Origin of the sequence: Clostridium sp. HCS.1, assembly GCF_047900555.1 — a bacterium.
Taxonomy (GTDB): Bacteria; Bacillota; Clostridia; order Clostridiales; family Clostridiaceae; genus Clostridium.
Genome location: NZ_CP170704.1, coordinates 1,452,731 through 1,475,499, shown reverse-complemented (window position 1 = coordinate 1,475,499; position 22,769 = coordinate 1,452,731). Strand labels below are relative to the sequence as shown.

Sequence of the window (22,769 nt, the reverse complement as noted above, 5' to 3'; positions counted from 1 at the left end):
TTACAAAGGTAAATCCCTTTTATTAAATCGCATTATACCAATTATATACAATACTAATCCTAATATTAGTAAAACGATCACCATCCATATTCCAGATGCTTCACCTTTTATTAACTTATCTGTATTAAATAAAGAAAAAATTGTAAAGTATTTAAAGTTATCTAATCTTCCACCCATATTAGCTAAAAGTTGAATTATAAAAAATCCAATAGGAATACCAGCACTTATGGAATAAGATAACTTTGTATCATTGCTAATACAAGATGCAAAAAATCCTAAGCCACTTATTGCTATATGAAGGCAATATAGGCCTACATTAAGTAAAATATACTTTTTAATATTAAGCTCTCCTGGAAAATACACTTCACTAGAAATTATTCCAACTAAAGTAATAAATGCTATTAAAATTCCTATAGATATTAATAAAAATATTCCTTGAGTTATTGCAATTTTTCCTCTTTTATTTGGTGTTGCTAAAAGATATGCCATAGAGCCACTATCAACATATTTTGCAATAAGTTTATTAGCTATTATTATTTCAAATATCATTGGAAATACAATAAATAAAAATCCAAATAAATAAGTATTTATAAATTCTATTAGTGTAGTTCCTGAGTTAGTCATTCCAAAGGCTGCCATCATCTCTGGCATAGCTTTTTCAAATTCAGCTAGTGCCTCACCTATTTCTGGATCAAACATTGGAATAATTACAGATATATACATAGTTAATACAGCTGCAAAAATTATAAAAAGTTTATAATTTGATTTAATTTCTCTTTTTAATAGTGGAATGCTAATCATTATTTTCACCTCCATAAAAATGCATAAATAAGTCTTCTAAACTTTGAGTATATGATTCTAAATTTAGAACTTTATACTTTGATAATGCTTTAATAAAAGGCATAATATCTCCTTTTATAGCTATAGTTACATTATTATCTGAGGTTTCCTTTACTTTAAAGCCTTCTTTTATAAATTCCTTTGCCATATTTACATTTTCAAAGGTTATATTATAAATCTTTTGCTTAGATTCCTTTAAAGTAGCTATATTTTCAACCGCTACTATTTTTCCTTCTTTTATAATAGCAGCTCTATCACAAGTTTTTTCTATTTCTTCAAAGCTATGGGAAGACATTAATATAGTTTTACCCTTTTCTTTTTCTTCTGCAATTAATTTAATAAATTCATTTTGCATTAATGGATCTAATCCACTAGTTGGTTCATCTAATATTAAAATATCAGGATCCTGCATAAATGCACATATAATTCCTATTTTTTGTTTCATCCCCTTAGACATCTTTTTTATCTTTCCATTAGCATTTAAGTCAAATCTTTTTATCAATTCATTTGCCCTTGATAAATCTTTAATCCCCTTCATTTCAGCAACAAATTTTATAAATTTTATTCCTGTCATGTCATCTAAAAAAGCAATTTCTCCTGGTAAATATCCAAGGAATTTTTGTATTTCACTAGAATTATCAAAACAATCTAATCCATTAATGCTAGAGCTTCCTTTATCAGCTTTTGAAAAACCCATTAAATGACGAATTGTAGTGGTTTTCCCTGCCCCATTTGGTCCAAGAAACCCAAGCACTTCTCCTTTTTTCACTGAAAAATTTATGTTAAATATTCCTTTTTTATCTCCATAATCCTTAGTAAGATTTTTAATTTCTATTACATTCATTATAATCCCTCCAAGCATTTAAATTAGTACCATTTAATAAGTTATATTATACTATATATTTATTATATACTCAATTATATTTGTTAATTTTTGTATATGTATTTTAATAATAGTGTATTTGGAATATAATGTATTTATAGAAAAATATTTAGAGGTGATTCAATGAAAAATATATTTAAAAGTAAAGTATTTATTACTATCTTAGTTATTATTTTTATTATAGCTATTGGTGCTTTTTCATTTATTATTTATAAACAAATTGATTCTGGTAATTTTGATGCTAAGTCTAATATATCTGAAATCAAAAAAATTGATAAAGAACTTTCTAGCGAAGAATTAAATGAAGTTAAAGATAGTGATTATTATCCTATTGAAAACATATATGATATCCTTCATAGGATGAGTAATACTAAAATTATAGCTGAAGATAATCAAATTTGGGGAAAAATCGAAATGGATCCTGAATATATTGCCTCTTTAAAAAGCTTAATAGAAAAAGTTGATTATAAGGACAGGGATTATATGTTAGAAGTCCTTACTAGATGGGAAAATAATGATTTTTCTCAAGCTGTAGAAGAACATAATTACTTTTGGAAGAAACTTGGTGGAACTGTAGGTAAAGCTACCACTTTAAAAGAGTAAAAAATAGGATAAATATTATATTTACTTAGATTTTTAACTTATTAAGAATATAATATTTATCCCAAATACCCATTATAATATAATTTAAAGTTATTTTTTATTAACTTCTATTAATAACTCTTTTATTTCATCTACCCTATATCCTTGTTTTTTTAATTCTTTTATTTCTTCAATTCTCTTTATTGAAGCCTCCCTTTTAAATCTTCTTGTTAAGCCTTCATCTTCTTGTTCAAAAGGTAAAATTGCCTCTTCAGTATAAAATTTAAGAGTACTATATCTAGAATTCGTAATTCTAACAAGTTCTCCAATTGTAATGTATTCTGATTTTAAAATTTTTTCTATAGATCGTTGTCTAGACATTACCTTCTAACTCCTTTAAATTGGATATCTTCTAAGGCGTATTCCATGTATTGGAATTCTTCCTCCAATTGCTTCTGGTATTGCCTCATATAATATATTATCTATTTTTATTAGAGGTACATCTCCACCACGCACAATAGTATATGAGTGTCCAGATTCTTCTAATCTTTTCTTAACATCTTCTAATCTTTCTTTTGAATTAGGTAACCATTCTTCAGCATCAATAAATATAGATTGGGAACGATCAATCATTGGAAATATAAAATTTATTCCTGTTCCTTCTGGAGTTTTTACTGCATTTCTCTTCATATTTAAAAATCCCTTAACTGCTAGTTCTACCCCATGATGAATATGAATGTTATAAAGCTCCTTTAAAAATTTATTTCTTGTAAATAAACTATTCATTTTATTATGAACTAATTCCATATCTCCTTTAGAAAATATATCATACATAGAGCCACTTTCTCTAAGAAGCCATAAAAAAATTGCACTTTCGTCACTTATTTCTCCATCTTCAAGTACCTCAGCTTTGATTCCTTCAACAATTCTAGAATAATAATTTGAATTACTTCTATATTCTTTAAGAGACAATCCAGAAGTTTTATAAAATAAATCGCAGCCTAATAAACTTGGGATTTCTTCAATATAATTATTACCTTTTAAAGAATCAGTTATTTTTTTCTCAAGTGCTTTTAAATTTTTACTAGACAAATTAGAAGCTTTTGTTAACCACCAATTTAAATCTTCCTCTAGTTTTTCACTTTTATTAAAAAGTGGTTTTAAAACAGCTTCCTGATATAAGGTTATATTAGACTTAGATAAAGTTGATCTTTTTAAACACAGCTTATCCTTTGAATTAATAAACTCACCTTCTAAATAGGTTTCAAGAATAACTGCTGCAGCAATACATCGAATTGAAAGCTTTTTTATAGTGGTCATATTAATGCTATCTTGTGCATTTAATATAATCATAGAAAAGCATTGTGATAATTTTAATTCTCTCATAAATAAACACTCCCATAAATTAATATTTTAATTTACTTACTACTTACTACTTATTACTTAATCATACTACTACAGGATTATTTTGTAAATATATTCCAAAATTAAATTGTTTTATTTTTTATAAATAAAAAAATAGCTAATTAACAAATTAGCTACTTCTATATTATTTTTATAAATTTTATTCTGGCAATTGATTTTTATAATGCTCATTACTTATTTTTTCAATTTCTTCAACATAACTACTATCATCATGATGATAGTCATATTCTGGTGTATTTCTAACATCATTAAATCTTCCTACAGATTGATAACTATCTTCTTCATCAAAACCTACTTCATCTTTATTTCCATGCTGATAACTATGTGCAAGGGTTTTACCAATTACACTTTCTTCTACTACCCTTTGATTTGAATTATAAGTTTTAACAGCGCTAATACTATCTTGACACTTAATACAATTTACTGCATAAGGTAAAAATTCTAGCCTTCCTCTATCAATATCCTTACCACAGGATTTACATTTGCCATATGTACCATCTTCTATAGCTCTTAATGCATCATCTATCTTGTCTAGTAGTGACATTTCGTTTGCTTCTAATGCTCTTCCCTTTTCAACTTCAAAGGTTTCACTACCTATATCTGCTGGATGATTATCATAAAATGATAATTCACTTGCAGTTTCAGCATTATATTTAGTCACTCCATTTTCATCTAATTGGTCAATAAGTTCTGTAACTCTCTTTTTTTCTTTATTAAGTTTATCCTTAAAATATTGAAGTTCTTCTCTATTCATACAAATCATCCTTTCAAAATAATATCTAATTATATTCTTCCTAAAAGATTTTTTTTTAATAAACTTATTTATAGAAGTTATTTATAATTATACCATAAATAAACAATAAAGGAGAAAAATTAAGAACTTCTTCATTTTTACTTACACATTTTTCTTATTTTCACTTCTGCAAATACTGGATAAAGCCCCGATTTTAAAGCAACTTTCTGTGATATTATATGAGATTCAACTGTACCATAAAAAGGTATCTTTCCTCTATTAAATATTTCATTTTTTAAAGCTTTTACTATTGTGGTTGCAACTCCTTTACCTTTTGCCTCAGGTAAAACATTAACTCCTATTTGCCACATTATATCAGAGTCCTCACTTGCTCCCGCCATTCCTAAAATATTTCCTTCATCATCTAAAGCTGCAACTGCAAGTACGTCTGGATAATTTTCATTAAAAGCAAAGGCTTCATCAAATCGACTATCCTCTTTGAATTGTAATATCTCATCCTTTTCATAAAATTTTAAATTAAAATTTTTACTTCCTACATCATTATTATCTATAGGTAAATAATAATGATGGGTATCTTCTATTTCATAACAAAATTCATTTAATTTTTTATCTATTCTTCTTAATACAGAATACAAAAATAGCCACTCTCCTGGAAACTTTAATAGATTCTCTGTACACCATCTTTTAATAGCTTCATCTGCTGATACTACTAACTTACCATTAAATATTAAAATTTTTAATATTTCTTTATCATTATTATATTTTCTTGCGCCAAGTATTTCCTTTAAATCCGTAATTAAATTTTCACTATTATTAAAGTCATCAATTGTACAATTATAATCCTTTGATAATTGTTCTTTAACTTTAATTAAAACATCACCATTTTCCATATATTCTCAACTCCTTTTTTTAAATTATATATTTCTAAATTATAAACATCAATAAAAAAGAGTTAGCTTTACACTAACTCTTTAACATATATTATTTTTTAAAGTTTACTTCTTTTTCTTCATTAATATTTACAAAAGTCTTACTTGGAATAGTTTTAGCTATTACTTTTCCTTCTCTTATAGAATATAATACTTCTGCTCTTCTTCTAATAGCATCATAACCACTTTCAGCATTTAATAAAATTAAATTCCCTGGCTTACCTATTCCTATTCCATATTTATCTTCAATATTTAAAGTCCTTGCACTATTAGTTGAAATAAATTTAAGTGATTCATTTATATCATCATAGCCCATCATTTGGCATACATGTAATCCAAAATGAACTACTTCAAGCATATTTCCTGTTCCCATTGGATACCATGGATCAAAGATATCATCATGCCCAAAGCATACATTTATACCTGCTTCATTAAGCTCCTTAACTCTTGTAATTCCTCTTCTTTTAGGATATGTATCAAATCTTCCTTGAAGATGAGTGTTTACTAATGGATTAGATACAAAATTTATTCCAGACATTTTTAGTAATCTAAATAATTTATATGTATATGCATTATTATATGATCCCATTGCTGTAGTATGACTAGCTGTTACCTTATTCTTAAGTCCAGTTTCTAAAGCTCTTGTTGCCACTACTTCTAAAAATCTTGATTGTTCATCATCTATTTCATCACAATGAACATCTACTAATACATCATATTTTTTAGCTAATTCAAAAATCTTATTTATAGATTCTACACCATATTCTCTTGTAAATTCAAAGTGAGGTATTGCCCCTATTACATCTGCCCCTAATTTTATAGCTTCTTCAACTAACTCTAATCCATTAGGATATGATAGTATTCCTTCTTGTGGGAAAGCTACTATTTGTAGTGTAACAAAGTCCTTCATTTCTTCTCTTACTTCTACCATTGCTTTCAATGCAACTAAGCTTTCATCAGTAACATCTACATGAGTTCTTATAAATTGAATTCCATTTGCTACTTGCCATTCTATAGCTTTCTTTGCTCTAGTTTTAACATCTTCCTTAGTTAAAAACTCTTTTCTTTCTGACCATCTTTCTATTCCTTCAAAAAGAGTTCCACTTTTATTCCATTTAGGCTCTCCTGCTGTAAGAGTTGTATCTAAGTGAACATGAGGTTCTATAAAAGGAGCTGAAGCTAAGGCTCCATTTCCTTCTATTATTTCTTCATTTTCTAAGGCTTCTATTTTTTCATTTATCTCTGTAAATTTTCCATCTACTATTCTTATATCAAATAATCCTTCTCTATCTAAAAGTCTTACTTTTTTAATTAACATTATATCATCACCTTATTTTTTAGTTATTTTCATTCCTATTATATATACTAGCATTGTTGTTATTATTGCATTTAATGCTATAACTCCTACTTGTACAACATTTGCAACTATAAATCCTGCTAAGAAAGCTATTATAGCAATCCAATTTACTTTTTCAAATTTTGCTTTTTCAATTCTTTCATATTTTCTTTTCTTTACAAAGAAGAAATCTGCCATAATTATTCCACCTACTGGAGGTAACATTGAGTTTAAGAATGTAAGGAATTCAGTAAAATTATTATTTAACCAAATTGCTCCTATTGTTCCTATTAAGCCCCCAATTATTACTAGTCTCTTCTTAGGTAACTTTGTAATATTCGAAAGCCCTAATCCTGATGTATATATAGCATTATCATTAGTTGTCCAAATATTTAATCCTAGTACTAATATTGCAGGTAATATTAAACCTTGTGAAAACATAACATCTGCTATATCTGAATTACCTGTAACCATTGCACCTATAGCACCAAATAAGAACATTAATGAATTTCCTATAAAGAAAGCTATTACTGTAGTTGATACTGCTACCTTTTTATTTTTTGAGAATCTTGTAAAATCTGGTGTAGCTGTTCCCCCACTTATAAATGATCCAACACATAAAGTTACTGCTGTTACTAATGCCATTTTATTTTCTGGCTGAATATTCATTAAGCCTTGAACTCCACCTACTGAATTTGCTGCCATAACTGCCGATGTACTACCTAATACTGCTATTGCTGGTACTGCTATTGCACTTAATATTGTTAAAGATTTAATTCCAAAATAAGCTGTAGCTGTCATTAGTATTCCTGTTATTGCAACTAATAAATATAAATTTATATTAAATCTATTTGCTACAGGTATTGCAAACATGGCTATTCCAACACCAAACCAACCTATTTGTGTAATACTAGTTATAAAGGATGCTAAATATGAACCTTTTTCACCAAAGGAATATCTAGCAAGTAAATGCATTGAAAGTCCAGAATCTGCTCCTATATATGCTAATGCTCCTGTGTAACAGGCTAATATTAAATTTCCTATAAGTACTGCTATAAAGAAATCCTTTAATGGTAATCCAGTTCCTAAATTTCCACCTGTTAACATACTTGCTGAGAAAAATGTAAATCCAAGCATAACAACAAACATTGAAAGGAATCCTTTTTTATCTCTTTTATCTACATGTGATAACTCATAATCATGATCATTGTTCTTAATATTTTCTTCTACTATTATTGTTTGTTCCATTTTGAAATCCCCCTAAATATATATTTAAGGAAAACCAGTACTTATTTTCATAAAAAAACGACCTTTCTATTATTTAGAAAGGTCGTAATACTTAAAATTAGATATATAAATAAAGCTTATACTATCTAATTACTTTATCTGCCGTATTATCTCCGACCTTGTTAGTCTCTCTGGACTAAATTTAAAGGACTAGTTTTCTTGAAACAATTATATATTTAATCTTTAAGGGATGTCAACAAATTTCTTATGGTAATTAATTCTTATTCCACTTAAATTTATGCAAATTAAATTAAAAAGCAAAATCTTTTAATTTATTATTTATTTTCTCTAATAATGATGGAACTATTTTTAATATACTTGGTAATAATAAAGCAACTAAAAATGCTATAGCACAACCTATAAATATCTCATAATACATAGGTTGTCCAATATAGACTTGATATCCATGTATAGATGCAGCTGCAATTGATCCTATTATTATAATCTTAGTTACAATCCAAGAAATTAAATTTATTACTTTACATAAAAATATTAATATTGTTAAAATTACTATTATTGGTAATGCTAATACTTTTAATATAAATTGAATTAATGTGCCTATAGATGAATTATCTTCTTTTTTTAATTCTCTTTTCTTATTATTGTTTCTTCTCTTTAAGTTATCTTTTTTATCCTTATTACCACTTTTTATAGATTTATTATAATTGTTTCTTGATGATTTAATTGAAGAAGGCTTTTTCTTTATCTTATTATTTTTAAAGTTTTCTTCATCTTCTTCACACTTATTAGTAATTATATCATTTTTAGATTTTTGTTCTGAATTAATTTTTTTAATATTTATAACTGTAGTTTCCTGACTTTGAATTTTTTCTTTTTCTACTTTTATCTCTTCATAGGCATTATCAAATACCTCTATAAAAGCTTTAGCTCTTTTTTCATTAATTATTTCTTTTTTTATTTCATTTACCTTATTTTCATAGGCTTGTCTTACTTCTTCCATTGAAGCATTTTCATCAATGCCTAAAATCTTATAACTTTCCATTTTTCATCTCCATATTATATAAAAATAATATATCCCCTATCTTTTGATTAACATTTATTATATCAATATTTATAAATGAATAAAAAGGTAATTTTGTCCTATTTCTTTTGTTATATAATCAAAAAGCTTAGGAAAGCTAAACAACCTCTCTTAGACTTTTATTCTTAACCTTATATTTTATTAATCTAATACTTTTTCAAAAATAATGCTATCACTCTTAATTATATATTAACTTTTCATATAATTTAATTGCAGGCTCATTTTTTTCATAAACATCTAATCTTATTGATTTCATATTTTTTTCTTTTGAAAAGCTATATGCAAAATCCATTAATTTTCCCCCAATTCCTAATCGTAAATAGTTTGGATTTATAGCAAAGGTACGAAGGACTAATATTTCGTTGTAGTTATCATCGCTTTTCCATTTTGCATTATAGTATGCCTCTTCTGGTTCATGATTTAAAATTACAGTTCCTACAATTTTATCTTCATACTTTGCTATATATAAATTTCCTTCACTAATACCCTTTATAGCATCTTCTCTAATTGGATAAGTGCCCTTTTTCCAACCAGGATAATTTACTCCTTTTGCTAGGAAATCATTTATCTCATTATAAAGTAATTCTATCTCATCTATATCTTCTTCTTCCCCCAGTAATATAGTAACCTCAACATTTTCTTTATTCATATCAATTCACCTTTTAACATATTTTACTATTATTTATTAATATAATTATACTAATAAAAAAGAAACCTTCCAAGTTATCTCAGAAGGCTTCTTCGTTAATTATAAGCTCTTAAATAAGCTATATATTTATATACTTCATCTCCCGATCTTTCAAACTCAATTCTACAGCTATTAGCAATCTTAATTGAATGATCATTCTTTGATTCAATATTAGCTCTTATTATTTCTCTAAAGTCAGGTAAATCCTCTGGTATATCAATGTTTAAGTCTTTAATTTTAGGACTATCTATTGATATATAAGCTGATAAAATTGCTATCCAATAATTTTGTAATAAATATTCCTTATCCTTAACTAAAGGTAATAAAGTTTTAATTGCTTCCTTAGAAGTTACTGCATGCAAAATTGTAAAATTCTTTGTTTCCACAAATAATTTATTTATAATTTTATCTAATTGTGATAATACTTCTTTATAATCTCCTTTTAAAGTAAAGGCATTTTTCTTAAAGCCTTGAAGGTTATATATTTTCTCTATCCTATCAGCAATTAAATTTCCACTAAAACTTTCATTCTTAACTGATTCTGCTAATACTTTTAAATCATATAATGGATTTTCTGTTATAGATGGTAATGTATCAAATTTATGTGGTACAAAGGTTGAAGCAAAATAGCTTAATGATTTTATAACCTCTTCCTTATTTTCACTTCTTACAGCAAAGGATAGCCTAATTAATGGATGAAAAGCACGAGCTGCAACTCCCTTAATTAAGATAGGTAAAATCTCTCCTATTACCTCTAAATAATTAGATTTATTTATTTTTTTAGAAAAATAATCATAATATGAACCAAAGGAATCTTTAAGTCCTAAATATTTTTCAAAATTATCATTATCTATATTATATAGTTTAGTGAAATCTTCTTTTGATATTTTTATTCTTTCAACTGTAGTATTTAAATATTTATCTATCTCATTAAAGGGAACTCCTAATTCATATAGTGAATAACTTACCATTGGTATATGATTAGACAATCCTCCATTATAATCACTAGCATAATCTTTATATTTATCAAAAAAATCTATAAACATATTAACCTCCCATTGAAAATTATTCTCAACTTCATTTTACTACTATGGTAATGATTGTCAATATAAATGAATATATAGATTTTAATTTAATTTTTTCTTATTTCATAGTATTTAACATCATCTGCTCTTCTAAAGCACCTCTTGTCATCCTATGCCTTAATATGATGCTATATGATTTTGACATTAATATCTTCTAAGCATATACTAAGGATACAAGTTAGCAAAGCTACTATGTAATTTAATATCGCGGGATGGAGCAGTTGGTAGCTCGTTGGGCTCATAACCCAAAGGTCGTAGGTTCAAGTCCTGCTCCCGCAACCAAAAAAAACCTTACTATTACTGTAAGGTTTTTTTATTATCTAAAGTAATTCAAAATACCTTTATATTCTTTCATTAAATCCTTATATATAGTCAACATTCTTTTTGTATTTTGCCTTACATTATTCATAATATAGTCATAGTTATCTATTACTATATTACAAATTTCATTATCAATTTTATTATTTAATGCCATATCCAATAATATTGATATTACATCTTGCTTAGAAAACTCATCTTTATAACTTCTTTTATTAACAAGAGCACTAACTACATCTGCTATTGCCACTATTCTTGCCTCAAAAGGAATCTCCTCTCCTTTTAGCCCAAAAGGATATCCTGTCCCATCTAATTTTTCATGATGCAATGTAGCTATATCTCTTAAATCATCTAATCCTAACTCACTTAATATTTTATATCCAATTATAGCATGTTCCTTTATCTTTTCATATTCTTCATCTGTTAACTTACTTTTCTTTTCTAAAATTTCCACAGGTATTGCTATTTTACCAATATCATGTATCATTGAAGCAATTCTTATTCTTCTAGCCTCATTTTCATCTATATTAAGTATTTTGGCTATTTGAAAACTCACTTCTTCAACAGTTATCGTATGTATAACAGTGGATTCACTTCTAAAGTCAATAGCATATGTTAACATTCTTATATAACTTATTACTTCTTCTCTAGTTAATAATACATTGTCAAATACTTTGTATAGTTCTTCTAAATATCTATTATCTTGAATATTCTCTAACAAATTATATTTAGTGCATGCAATCTCAAAATAGTTCTTATGCTCTGGAAGTGCTTTTTCTCCTAAAATATCTACTATCCAACTTTTCTCCATTCTTTTGTTCCTAATATTTAAAATAGAAATTAAATCAGCTAAATGTAATAATAAGGCTTCTTTAGGAATTATTTTTTTCTTTTCATAATCTAAATCTTCAGGATTCATAGAATGACCTAAAACTACTGGTGCTAAATCAGATAATGGTGAAAAGTATTTAATGAATAGTGATCCATAAACAGCATGATTAATAGGGTTACTTAAATGAATATCTAAAATTTCATTTCTTTCTTCAACCTTATATGCACCTATATCATGGAAAATTGCAATTTCCATAAGTCTTAATATTTCATCTTCAGTATAGCTGTTAGAAGCCTTTAATAATTTATACATTATATAGGATACTTCTTCACCATGACCTACCATTCTTTCATCCATAATATTTAAGCATCTTTGTATTACCATTAATATCTTTTTTAAACTTACTTTTTGCATTTTCCACCCCGGAATAATTTCATTATTTTTTTATACTAATATTTTACTATTTTTCAACGTAATTTTAAACATAAGATATTTAGATAGAATTTTAATATAAAAAATAGTATAAGAATATATTAATATCACTTTTTAACTATAGAATATTTATTTCTAAAATAAGTTTAGTTTTTTGCAAAAATAAAAGCAGACACAAGTCTGCTTTTATTATCTAAAAAAATTAAATATTCAATTGATATGCATATATTAGAGTAAATAACTGCATATCTATCATTTATAAACAACTAACTACATTGCAGTTAATCCACCATCTATAACGAATTCAGCTCCTGTTGAATATATTGATTCATCTGAAGCAAGGTAAAGAACTAAATTTGAAACTTCTTCAGGTTTAGCCATTCTTCTCATTGGAATTTGTTTAGCAAACTTCTTAATTGTTTCATAGGCTTCTCCTTCAGTAACCATTGGTGTTTCTATTACACCTGGATGTACTGAGTTAACTCTTATTCCATATGGTGATAATTGAAGTGCTGCTGCCTTTGTCATTCCACGAACTGCGAACTTAGTATCTGTATAACCAATTGCACCCCCTACCATTCCATTCATAGATGAAATATTAACTATTGAAGCTGTTTCTGTTTTCTTCATAGATGGAGCTACTGCCTTAATTCCAAGAAAAACAGATACTTGATTTATATCTACAATTTTTCTATACTCCATTTCTGTAATTTCTAAAATAGATTTATTCATAGATATTCCAGCATTATTTACTAAAATATTAACTGGTCCAAATATTTTTTCAGTTTCTTCTACAACTTTATTCCAACCTGAAGCATCAGTAACATCATGTTTAATAAACTTTGCATTACTACCTAGTTCTTCTTCTAATAATTTACCTTCTTCTTCATTTAAATCTGTAAATACAACTTTTGCTCCTTCACTTACAAATAGTCTTACATGAGATGCACCCATTCCACGTGCTCCTCCTGTAATAATAGCAACTTTATCTTTTAAACGTTCCATTAATATATCCTCCTAAGTTAATCTGTTATCATTAGCTAATTATTATTAATTAATTTTCATTATTATATTAACAGTTATAGAATATATTAGCAAGATAAAAAGTTTATATACAATCCATATTTAAAGTTATACGTAATAAAATATGCTAAAGGCTATATTGGTAACTATTGTTACATACTAAATTAATAGTTTATGTATAATGGATAATGTGATAATATTAAGTAAAAACTCTAGGAGGTACAATTATGAGTTGTGGTTGTGGAACTAATAAAGAAGATGGAAAAGCTATTGTTGATAGACTTAGATTAAAGGAAAAAGCAAATTTAAAATTAACTACTCCTTATGAACTAAAGTGTTCATGTGGAGAAAATGTTATAATGGAAACCTTTGTTACTGTATGTCCAAATTGTAAAATGACTTTTGCAGTTACTCCATGTTCTCAAGGTGATATTAATAATATAAAAGAAGCTGGTATTAATTATTAATTAAATGGTATGAGATTTCTTCTCATACCTTTTTATTTTCCATAATTATTATTCCTACTATCAAATCACATATTTATAATTTAGTATTCCCAATATATAATTTTTAGTATATAAAAAGAGTTAGCATTTACACTAACTCTTCAATAATTAAAAGAAATTCAGAATGAATTTTCTCCACAACTATTCACTTTTACCTCTTAGTTCTTCACTAAAATTATTTAACTATGTTACACTATTTTAGTAGTCCACTCCTCACAGTTCCAGATTTCAGTTACTACATCTCTATAGAATTCTGGTTCGTGGGATACTAGTAAGATCGAGCCCTTATATTCCTTTAAGGCTCTCTTTAATTCTTCTTTTGCATCTACATCTAAGTGATTTGTAGGTTCGTCTAGGATTAATATGTTTGTTTCTGTATTTAATATCTTACATAGTCTTACCTTTGCAGCTTCTCCACCTGATAATACCATTATCTTTGATTCTAATTGCTTAGTTGTTAATCCACATTTAGCAAGCGCTGCTCTTATTTCGTATTGTGTTTTACTTGGGAACTCTTGCCACACTTCTTCTATACAAGTATTTGTATTCTTTTCTCTATCTTCTTGTTCGAAGTATCCTATATGTTGATAGTCTCCTAAGTGAACTTCTCCACTTAAAGGCTGTATTTTTCCAAGTAAGCTTTTTAATAATGTAGATTTACCAAGTCCATTTGCTCCAACTAAGGCTATTTTTTGTCCTCTTTCCATATAAAGATTTAATGGCTTTGTAAGAGGTGAATCATATCCTATAACTAAATCTTTAGTTTCAAATATAGTCTTTCCTGAAGTTCTTGCTATTTTAAAGTTAAACTCTGGTTTTGGTTTTTCCTTTGAAAGTTCTATAACTTCCATTTTATCAAGTTTCTTTTGTCTTGATTTAGCCATATTAGCAGTTGCAACATTTGCTTTATTTCTAGCTACGAAATCTTCAAGTCTAGCTATTTCCTTTTGTTGTTTTTCATAAGCTGCTTCTAATCTCTTTTTATTTTCATCATATAATCTCTTAAATTCATAATAGTCACCAACATATCTAGTTAGTTTTCTTTCTTCAACATGATATATTAAGTTAACTACTGAATTTAAAAATGGAATATCGTGAGATATTAAAATAAATGCATTTTCATAGTTTATTAAATATCTCTTAAGCCATTCTATATGCTCTTCATCTAAATAGTTAGTAGGCTCATCTAAAAGTAATATATCAGGGTTTTGAAGTAATAATTTACCTAAAAGTATCTTAGTTCTTTGTCCTCCTGATAAATCATCTACATCTCTTTCTAATCCTAAATCTAAAAGTCCAAGGCCCTTTGCAACTTCTTCTACTTTTGCATCTATAACATAGAATCCATTATGATCTAAAAGATCTTGTATAACTGCTGTTCTGTCTAGCATCTTTTCTAATTCTTCTGGTGTGCAATCTCCCATTTTTTCATAAAGGGAATTCATTTCTATTTCTAAATCAAAAAGATACTTAAAAGCATCCCTTAATGCATCTCTAATACTTTGTCCCTTTTCTAAGGCTGCATGTTGATCCATATATCCAACTCTAACATTATTTGACCAAATAACTTTTCCTTCATCTGGCATAAGCTTATCAGTTACTATGTTCATAAATGTTGATTTACCTTCACCATTAGCTCCAATTAAACCAACATGTTCTCCCTTTAATAATCTAAAGGACACATCTTCAAAAATTGCTCTATCTCCAAAGCCATGACTCATATCTTTAACTGTTAAAACACTCATTTATTATCCTCCTGCATTTGTATCTATTTAATAATTTATTTCTAAATTTAATTAATTTAATCATAAAAATAAGGTATGATTAATTTCATACCTTACTTATTATAAACTATAATCTAAGAAAATAAATATATTTTTTTTAGCAATTTTAGTATTCATATTCTTTAACATTTTCACAGATAGTAATAATTAAATTTTTATCATCAACTACCTTCTTATAAGAACATAAAAATTCATTTAATTCTAAATCACTTAAGTCTATTTTACCTTCACTTGTTAATATTACTTTTTCATCTTCTGTTAGAACTTTCAAGTTATTTTTTTCATTAGAAATATAATAATTATTAACAGTTGAAACCCTTAACCTATCCTTATATTTTTCTTGAAAACTCATATTCTTTCTTATTTTTTCAACATCTTCAGCACCTGGAATAACATTATTTAATCCTAAGGACTTAAGCTGCTCCTCTATGCCAGAAGCATCAAATCCATATCTTTCCATAAGCTTAGTTTGCATCTTTAGGAACTTATCTTGAGATATGTTGTTTTCTTCCATATATTCCATCATCTTTTTAGTGAAGTCTGCCATATTCAGCTTTCCAGAAGACATATCATAATACAAGTTATAAATATATGACTCAAATTTATCTATATCTTTATCATTTACTCTATTTTTTATCTCATTAAAATCTATAATTCTATCCATAGTATCAATCAGCTCCTATATTCTTAATAGATGTTAATAATATTATACTATTATTGACTTTTATATTCTATTCACTTAACTCAATATTAATAAATTTTTACAAAATTTTAATTAATCTGCTGTCTTTACTGCATTCCATACTTCTTCATATAATTTAAGCTTATCCTGTGGAAGATACTGATAAATTTCACATCTATCCATAACATCCTTAGGCATATAGGCTCCTTCATTATTTTTCACTTCTATAGGTTGTTCTTCCATAGCTAATTTATTTGGAGTAGTATAGCCAATTTCTTCAGCTATTTTATAAGCATTATCTTTACCACTTACGAAATTTATAAACTCTTCAGCTGTTGCCTTATCATTTGCATTTGTTGGTATTGCCCAAGAATCTAACCAATAGTTAGCTCCTTCCTTTGGAATAACATACTCTAAATTTTCATTTTCATCAGCTAAAGTTAAACCTTCACCTGACCATATCATAGCTATAGCTGCTTCACCTGAAGTCATTAAATCTTTTACTTCATCAGCACCATATTTTAAAACTAATGGCTTTTGTTCAATTAATATTTTTTTTGCTTCTTCTAATTCCTTTTCATTAGTTGAATTTAATGAATATCCTAATTTCTTAAGTGCCATTCCTATTGCATCTCTTTGTGCATCTAATACAAAAATTTGCTTTTTATATTTTTCATTCCACATTATATTCCAACTATCCACGGGCTCATCAACTAAATCTTTATTATATATAATACCTACTGTTCCATTCATATATGGTACTGTATATTCGTTATTTGGGTCATAAGGTTTACCCATATCACTTTCATTCATCTCTGCTAAATTAGGGATTTTATCCTTATCTATTTTTTGAAGTAACCCTTCTTGTATCATTCTATCAGCCATATAATCAGCAACTAGAACTGCATCCCAATTAGTTTTTCCTGATGATACCTCTATGTACATTGTTTCCATTTCATCAAAGGTTTTATAATTAACTTTTACATTATACTTTTCTTCAAATTCTTTTATAATACCATCTGCTATGTTTTCACCATAATTTAAAACATTTATAGTTTTTTTATCACTTTTTTGACATCCTGCAAAAAGTCCAAAAGCTAGTATTAAGCTAAAAACTAAAGCAGAAATCTTAATAGATTTTTTCATCAATTATCTTCCTTCCATCTGTAATAGTTACTTAGCAATAATTATAAAGTGTATTAGATTTATTGCAAGTATAATTTTATATTAAAATATAAATCTATGCAAAAGTTTTATCTACTTAAAATAGTTAATACTAAAAATATATTGTACTTCTATTAATTTTATTATACTTACTTTAAATTATCTAATGCCCTTAATATTATATGTATAATTTTTCAACATTAACCTTTAATTTATTATAATAACCTTTAATATTTTTATTGCACTAAGAACATATGTTCTGTATAATAATTATAATAAGTTCTTTAAGTAGGTGGTTTTATGAATGTAAAAGAAAAACTTAATATCCTTTCATCAGCTGCTAAATATGATGTTTCCTGTTCTTCTTCAGGTTCTAATAGAAAAAATACTAATAATGGTTTAGGAAATGCAGCTAATAGTGGTATATGTCATAGCTTTACTGCAGATGGACGTTGTATCTCTCTTTTGAAGATATTACTTACTAACTACTGCATTTATAACTGTAAATATTGCATTAATGCTTCTTCTAAAGATGTTCCTAGAGCTGCTTTTACTCCTGAAGAAGTTGTAGATTTAACTATTAATTTTTATAAGAGGAATTATATTGAAGGCCTTTTTTTAAGCTCTGCAATTTTTAAAAGTCCTAATTATACAATGGAACTTTTACTTTCTGTAGTTAAAAAACTTCGTGTAGATGAAAAATTTAATGGCTACATACATTTAAAAGCTATACCTGGTGCAGATGAAGCCTTAATAAAAGAAGCTGGCAAGTATGTAGATAGAATGAGTGTAAATATAGAACTTCCTTCTGCTTCAAGCTTAAAGCTCCTTGCTCCTCAAAAAACTAAGGAAAATATATTAGCTCCTATGGGTGTTATTAAAAATTCTATAATTGAAAATAAAGATTTAAAGAAAAATATACCCTCTACTCCATTATTTGTTCCTGGTGGGCAAAGTACCCAGCTTATTGTAGGTGCTACTCCAGAAAGCGATTATAAAATATTACATTTATCAGAAAACCTATATAAGAAATTCCAATTAAAAAGAGTCTATTATTCTGCCTATGTTCCTGTTGTAAAAAATGAAAAGGCATTACCAGACATAATACATCCACCATTAGTTAGAGAGCATAGACTTTATCAAGCAGATTGGCTACTTAGATTCTATGGCTTTAAAGCTCAAGAACTATTAAAGGATGAGAATGAAAACTTTGATTTAAATTTTGATCCTAAGACATCATGGGCATTAAATAATATTTCTAATTTCCCAATGGAAATAAATAAAGTATCCTACGATGAATTACTAAGAATTCCAGGCATAGGAGTTCGTTCAGCAAGAAAAATTATGATTTCTAGAAAAGTTCACTCTCTTTCCTTTGAGGATTTAAAGAAAATTGGTGTAGTTTTAAAAAGAGCCAAGTACTTTATTACCTGTAAGGGAAAATATTATGGAGATGTATCCTTCAATGATGAAAATATAAGAACAAGATTGCTTTATATGGATAAGCCAAAGATAGATGATGAAAATTCAGAGCAGATGTCTTTCTTTGATAATATCTACACTAAATCTAAAAGCAATATATTTCTTCCTGAAAGTAATCCAATAGTTTTACCTAAGGATAAACATACTTCTATAACTGGTGAAATATAAGGTGGTGAAGAAATGTTAAAGTTAGTATATGAAGATTCCTTCGAAGGATTTTTAACTGCAATTTATTATGCTTTTTATTCAAAAGAAGACATAATCTCAATAGACACAAATTCTTATGATGATATAGATATGTTAACTACTGTTAAACATTTAGAAACTGATTTAGAAAAATACAAAAAAGTTAAAACTGCTATTGTCACTAAAATTGATCCATTAGCGCTAAGTAAAATATATTCTCTTTACTTATCAAATTATAAAAATAAAGGTATTATATGCTATAAGTATTTAAAAACTGCTTTTAAAATTGGAAGTGATATTCATAAGCATCTATACTTAGATGTAGTGCGAGAAATAGATTTAATAGAACGGAGAGTTTCCCTTGAAGCTCATAGATTTACTGGCTTTGTTAGATTCTCTTTAATTAATAATAAATTCCTTTATTCACCTATAGAACCTGATAATAATATACTAGAGCTTATTTCTCCTCACTTTCAAAGAAGGTTTTCTAATGAATATTGGATTATTCATGACATTAAAAGAAATATAGCTTCAGTTTATAATAAAGTTTCCTGGGAAATAACAGAAATGAATGATGATATCTATAATTCCTTAAAGAACTATAATGATGAATTTGAAGACCTTTGGAAAAATTACTTTGTATCTATTACAATTAAAGAAAGAGCTAATCCAAAACTTCAAAAAAGAATGATGCCCAAAAGATATTGGAAAAACTTGACTGAAATAGACAATAAGTAAGAAATTATAGGTAAAAAGTAAGAAAGCATAAGTAATAGCTTTAGGTGTTTTGCTACGCAAAACTTAAATATATAAAATAAACAGATTATCAATAAAAATTAACTATTATTAATATTCACTTACATTTCCAACTTTCGTTGTAGTTAATGATTCCCTTATAATAAATAGAGATAATAGCTAATTACTCAATATTACCTATTATCTCATTTATATATTTTTGCTTAATTATAAGTATATAATTCTGTAACACTTGAATGCTTTAATTCTTCATTTTTGCGTAAGCAAAAAAGAGTTTTCATTCTTTCATTTTTTCATTTTTTAATTCCTAAACAGTTGCTATTGCTTCTATTTCTACTACGCAATGCTTTGGTAATCTAGCAACTTCTACACAACTTCTTGCTGGTGGATTTTCTGTGAAATATTGTCCGTAAACTTCATTTACTTGAGCAAAATCATTCATATCTTTTATAAATACTACTACCTTAACTACCTTTTCTAAGCTACTACCAGCTGCTTCTAAAACTGCTTTAACATTTTCTAATGATTGTTTTGTAGCTGCTTTAATTTCAGTAACAACTTCTCCTGTAGCTGGATTTACTGGTATTTGTCCTGATGTAAATACCATATCACCTATCTTAATTCCTTGAGAATAAGGGCCAATTGCTGATGGAGCATTACTTGTTGAAATAATTTCTTTTTGCATAATAATGCACTTCCTTTCTATACCACATAATTTAAAATACAATATTTTCCTCTATTCCACTATACATTCTTTTATAAAAAACTGCAATATGAAATAATTTGCATATTTTACTTATAATCATTTATTATTATTCCAACAAATGATAAAATAATATCAAAACCATGAGGGAGGTTTTATATATGAAAAATGATGTTAATATTGATTGGAGTAACCTTGGTTTTAACTACATTAAAACTGATTATAGATATATATCAGTTTGGAAAAATGGAAAATGGGATGAAGGTAAGCTTACAGAAGATAATATGCTAAGAATAAGTGAAGCATCTACTGCTTTACATTATGGTCAACAATGTTTTGAGGGGCTAAAAGCATATAGAAGAAAAGATGGTAAAATTCAATTATTTAGAGTTGATAGAAATGCTAATAGAATGAATGAAAGCACAAGAAAACTCCTTATGCCAGAAATTCCAGTTGAAAAATTTATAGATGCTTGTAAACAAGTTGTAAAAGCTAATGAACATTTTGTTCCACCTTATGGCTCTGGAGCAACACTTTATTTAAGACCATTTATGATAGGAGTTGGCGATAATATTGGTGTTAAACCTGCCCCTGAATATATATTTTCTATATTTGCAGTTCCAGTAGGTCCTTATTTTAAAGAAGGCTTATCACCCTGTAACTTTATGATTGCTGATTATGATAGAGCTGCTCCATATGGAACAGGAGGTCAAAAAGTTGGTGGTAACTATGCTGCTTCTCTACATCCACATTTAATAGCTGCTGAAAGAGGTTTTGCAGATTGTATATATCTTGATCCAGCTACTCATACTAAAATTGAAGAAGTTGGTGCTGCTAATTTCTTTGGTATAACTAAAAACAATGAATTTATTACACCAAAATCCCCTTCAATTTTGCCAAGTATAACTAAATACTCTCTAATGGATATAGCTAGGGACTATTTAAATATGCCTGTTTATGAAAGAGATGTTTATGTAGATAATTTAGATGAATTTAAAGAAGCTGGTGCTTGTGGTACAGCTGCTGTTATAACTCCAATTGGAGGAATAGAATATAAGGATAAATTACATGTTTTCTATAGTGAAAAAGAAGTAGGTCCAGTTATAAAAGAACTTTATAGAATTCTTTGTGGAATTCAACTTGGTGATATTGAAGCCCCAGAAGGATGGATTTTTGAAGTATAAAAAGGAGTTGTCTATGACAACTCCTTTTTCTCCTCTCCGCTTGTAATAAAGTAATATGGCAATGCTAAGAATAATACCCCACCAATAAAGTTACCAATGGAAACTAAAATTATGTTATAGGCATATCCTCCTAAAGTTATTGTAGATGGATCTATTAAATAACCCATAGCTAAGAAACTCATATTTGCTACACTATGTTCAAATCCTGCTGTGATAAAAGTGAATAAGCACCAAAATATCATTAATATCTTAGCTGTTTCTTCTTTTAATTTATAGCACATCCAAACTGCTAAACAAACTAATATGTTACAAAGTATTCCTTTTATTATTAATTGATATGCTGGAGTATTTATCTTAGCTAATGCATTGCTAACAATAAATTCTCCTATGTACTCACTTTTTCCACCTGCTAAACCTGCACTAATAAATAATATTGCTCCAACTATCCCGCCAAGAATATTACCAATCCAACTTGCAAACCAAATTTTCATTGCATCTATCCAAGTTACAGTTTTTTCTAGGGCACCCATAGTCATAATCATGGCATTACTAGTAAATAAATCTCCTCCTGCCATTAAAACTAAACTAAGAGCAACTCCAAAGGATACTCCCATAAGGATTTTATATGTATTCACATCATTATGATGCATTATTCCACCAATAGTATAAATAAGCATTATGCCTAAGCTTACAAATAAACTTCCAAGCATTGCACTTATAATATACTTGGCTTTACTTCTTTTTAATAAATTACTTTTAACCTCAGCTGAATGGGCTAAACTACGAATTTCTTTACTGTACATGATACACCCCACTTCATCATACAAATATTATTTTATAGACAATTAATTTTTTGACTAAAACAT

At 27.4% G+C, this 22,769-nt stretch carries 23 protein-coding genes and 1 tRNA gene; 6 read left to right on the top strand and 18 right to left on the bottom strand.

The features are described from left to right. Both ACFYH6_RS07000 and ACFYH6_RS06995 read right to left on the bottom strand, forming a co-directional pair. Complete coding sequence (locus tag ACFYH6_RS07000; RefSeq protein WP_416179543.1) at positions 1 to 801, bottom strand: ABC transporter permease subunit; 801 nt, start codon at positions 799 to 801, stop codon at positions 1 to 3. Beyond that, entirely contained in the window at positions 794 to 1,684 is an 891-nt protein-coding gene (locus ACFYH6_RS06995; protein ID WP_416179542.1) for an ABC transporter ATP-binding protein, read from the bottom strand. The genes ACFYH6_RS07000 and ACFYH6_RS06995 overlap by 8 nt, the downstream gene beginning before the upstream one ends. 162 nt (positions 1,685 to 1,846) lie before the next feature. Here ACFYH6_RS06995 and ACFYH6_RS06990 point away from each other — a divergent pair, with 162 nt between their 5' ends. Continuing rightward, positions 1,847 to 2,326 carry a DUF6241 domain-containing protein gene (locus ACFYH6_RS06990; RefSeq protein WP_416179541.1) on the top strand — a complete coding sequence of 160 codons (480 nt, stop codon included), beginning with the start codon at positions 1,847 to 1,849 and terminating at the stop codon, positions 2,324 to 2,326. A gap of 90 nt (positions 2,327 to 2,416) precedes the next feature. On the opposite strand, the gene ACFYH6_RS06985 is transcribed toward ACFYH6_RS06990, so the two are convergent. The 9 genes from ACFYH6_RS06985 to ACFYH6_RS06945 all read right to left on the bottom strand — a co-directional run bounded on the left by ACFYH6_RS06985 (position 2,417) and on the right by ACFYH6_RS06945 (position 10,812). Beyond that, positions 2,417 to 2,686, bottom strand: coding sequence for a helix-turn-helix domain-containing protein (locus ACFYH6_RS06985; protein WP_316345437.1), 270 nt, complete (start codon positions 2,684 to 2,686; stop codon positions 2,417 to 2,419). 15 nt (positions 2,687 to 2,701) lie between these two features. After that, positions 2,702 to 3,691: a hypothetical protein gene (locus ACFYH6_RS06980; protein WP_416179540.1), complete on the bottom strand. Its 990-nt coding sequence runs from the start codon at positions 3,689 to 3,691 to the stop codon at positions 2,702 to 2,704. Positions 3,692 to 3,869: 178 nt separating this feature from the next. Beyond that, entirely contained in the window at positions 3,870 to 4,484 is a 615-nt protein-coding gene (locus ACFYH6_RS06975; protein ID WP_316345441.1) for a TraR/DksA C4-type zinc finger protein, read from the bottom strand. Between the two features lie 137 nt (positions 4,485 to 4,621). Beyond that, a complete protein-coding gene (locus tag ACFYH6_RS06970; protein WP_416179539.1) occupies positions 4,622 to 5,374 on the bottom strand; it encodes a GNAT family N-acetyltransferase in 753 nt (250 codons plus the stop codon). Positions 5,375 to 5,465: 91 nt separating this feature from the next. Next, positions 5,466 to 6,731 (bottom strand): cytosine deaminase, encoded by a 1,266-nt coding sequence (gene codA, locus ACFYH6_RS06965; RefSeq protein WP_416179538.1) that lies wholly within the window; start codon positions 6,729 to 6,731, stop codon positions 5,466 to 5,468. Positions 6,732 to 6,743: 12 nt separating this feature from the next. Beyond that, positions 6,744 to 7,997, bottom strand: a complete 1,254-nt coding sequence (codB, locus tag ACFYH6_RS06960; RefSeq protein ID WP_416179537.1) for a cytosine permease — start codon at positions 7,995 to 7,997, stop codon at positions 6,744 to 6,746. Between the two features lie 289 nt (positions 7,998 to 8,286). Further along, entirely contained in the window at positions 8,287 to 9,039 is a 753-nt protein-coding gene (locus ACFYH6_RS06955) for a molecular chaperone DnaJ (RefSeq protein ID WP_416179536.1), read from the bottom strand. Positions 9,040 to 9,256: 217 nt separating this feature from the next. Next, the gene (locus ACFYH6_RS06950; RefSeq protein WP_416179535.1) at positions 9,257 to 9,727 is read right to left on the bottom strand and encodes a GNAT family N-acetyltransferase; all 471 of its coding nucleotides are present in this window, start codon (positions 9,725 to 9,727) and stop codon (positions 9,257 to 9,259) included. A 95-nt stretch (positions 9,728 to 9,822) separates the two neighbouring features. Further along, entirely contained in the window at positions 9,823 to 10,812 is a 990-nt protein-coding gene (locus ACFYH6_RS06945; RefSeq protein WP_416179534.1) for a questin oxidase family protein, read from the bottom strand. Between the two features lie 245 nt (positions 10,813 to 11,057). On the opposite strand from ACFYH6_RS06945, the gene ACFYH6_RS06940 reads away from it, so the two are divergent. Further along, positions 11,058 to 11,133: transfer RNA gene (locus ACFYH6_RS06940), tRNA-Met, on the top strand. A gap of 34 nt (positions 11,134 to 11,167) precedes the next feature. Here the strand turns inward: ACFYH6_RS06940 and ACFYH6_RS06935 are convergent. Together ACFYH6_RS06935 and ACFYH6_RS06930 are read right to left on the bottom strand one after the other, a co-directional pair. Continuing rightward, a complete protein-coding gene (locus ACFYH6_RS06935) occupies positions 11,168 to 12,415 on the bottom strand; it encodes an HD domain-containing phosphohydrolase (protein ID WP_416179533.1) in 1,248 nt (415 codons plus the stop codon). A 288-nt stretch (positions 12,416 to 12,703) separates the two neighbouring features. Beyond that, positions 12,704 to 13,438 (bottom strand): glucose 1-dehydrogenase, encoded by a 735-nt coding sequence (locus tag ACFYH6_RS06930; protein ID WP_416179532.1) that lies wholly within the window; start codon positions 13,436 to 13,438, stop codon positions 12,704 to 12,706. Between the two features lie 245 nt (positions 13,439 to 13,683). Between ACFYH6_RS06930 and ACFYH6_RS06925 the strand changes: the two genes are divergently transcribed. Next, positions 13,684 to 13,923 (top strand): hypothetical protein, encoded by a 240-nt coding sequence (locus ACFYH6_RS06925; RefSeq protein ID WP_316343711.1) that lies wholly within the window; start codon positions 13,684 to 13,686, stop codon positions 13,921 to 13,923. A gap of 227 nt (positions 13,924 to 14,150) precedes the next feature. Here the strand turns inward: ACFYH6_RS06925 and ACFYH6_RS06920 are convergent, their stop codons facing one another. From ACFYH6_RS06920 to ACFYH6_RS06910, 3 genes are all read right to left on the bottom strand, one after another. Beyond that, positions 14,151 to 15,707 (bottom strand): ABC-F family ATP-binding cassette domain-containing protein, encoded by a 1,557-nt coding sequence (locus tag ACFYH6_RS06920; protein ID WP_316343712.1) that lies wholly within the window; start codon positions 15,705 to 15,707, stop codon positions 14,151 to 14,153. 145 nt (positions 15,708 to 15,852) lie between these two features. Next, entirely contained in the window at positions 15,853 to 16,410 is a 558-nt protein-coding gene (locus tag ACFYH6_RS06915; RefSeq protein WP_316343713.1) for a DUF3867 domain-containing protein, read from the bottom strand. Positions 16,411 to 16,521: 111 nt separating this feature from the next. Further along, positions 16,522 to 17,574, bottom strand: coding sequence for an ABC transporter substrate-binding protein (locus ACFYH6_RS06910; protein WP_416179531.1), 1,053 nt, complete (start codon positions 17,572 to 17,574; stop codon positions 16,522 to 16,524). A 318-nt stretch (positions 17,575 to 17,892) separates the two neighbouring features. On the opposite strand from ACFYH6_RS06910, the gene ACFYH6_RS06905 reads away from it, so the two are divergent. Then, complete coding sequence (locus ACFYH6_RS06905; protein WP_416179530.1) at positions 17,893 to 19,242, top strand: putative DNA modification/repair radical SAM protein; 1,350 nt, start codon at positions 17,893 to 17,895, stop codon at positions 19,240 to 19,242. Positions 19,243 to 19,254: 12 nt separating this feature from the next. Beyond that, the gene (locus ACFYH6_RS06900; RefSeq protein ID WP_416179529.1) at positions 19,255 to 19,998 is read left to right on the top strand and encodes a TIGR03915 family putative DNA repair protein; all 744 of its coding nucleotides are present in this window, start codon (positions 19,255 to 19,257) and stop codon (positions 19,996 to 19,998) included. Positions 19,999 to 20,323: 325 nt separating this feature from the next. On the opposite strand, the gene ACFYH6_RS06895 is transcribed toward ACFYH6_RS06900, so the two are convergent. Then, the gene (locus ACFYH6_RS06895) at positions 20,324 to 20,701 is read right to left on the bottom strand and encodes a RidA family protein (protein WP_416179528.1); all 378 of its coding nucleotides are present in this window, start codon (positions 20,699 to 20,701) and stop codon (positions 20,324 to 20,326) included. Positions 20,702 to 20,880: 179 nt separating this feature from the next. Here ACFYH6_RS06895 and ACFYH6_RS06890 point away from each other — a divergent pair, with 179 nt between their 5' ends. After that, a complete protein-coding gene (locus ACFYH6_RS06890) occupies positions 20,881 to 21,903 on the top strand; it encodes a branched-chain amino acid aminotransferase (RefSeq protein WP_316343718.1) in 1,023 nt (340 codons plus the stop codon). 11 nt (positions 21,904 to 21,914) lie between these two features. Here the strand turns inward: ACFYH6_RS06890 and ACFYH6_RS06885 are convergent, their stop codons facing one another. Next, positions 21,915 to 22,706 (bottom strand): formate/nitrite transporter family protein, encoded by a 792-nt coding sequence (locus ACFYH6_RS06885; protein ID WP_416179527.1) that lies wholly within the window; start codon positions 22,704 to 22,706, stop codon positions 21,915 to 21,917. Positions 22,707 to 22,769: the final 63 nt, after the last annotated feature.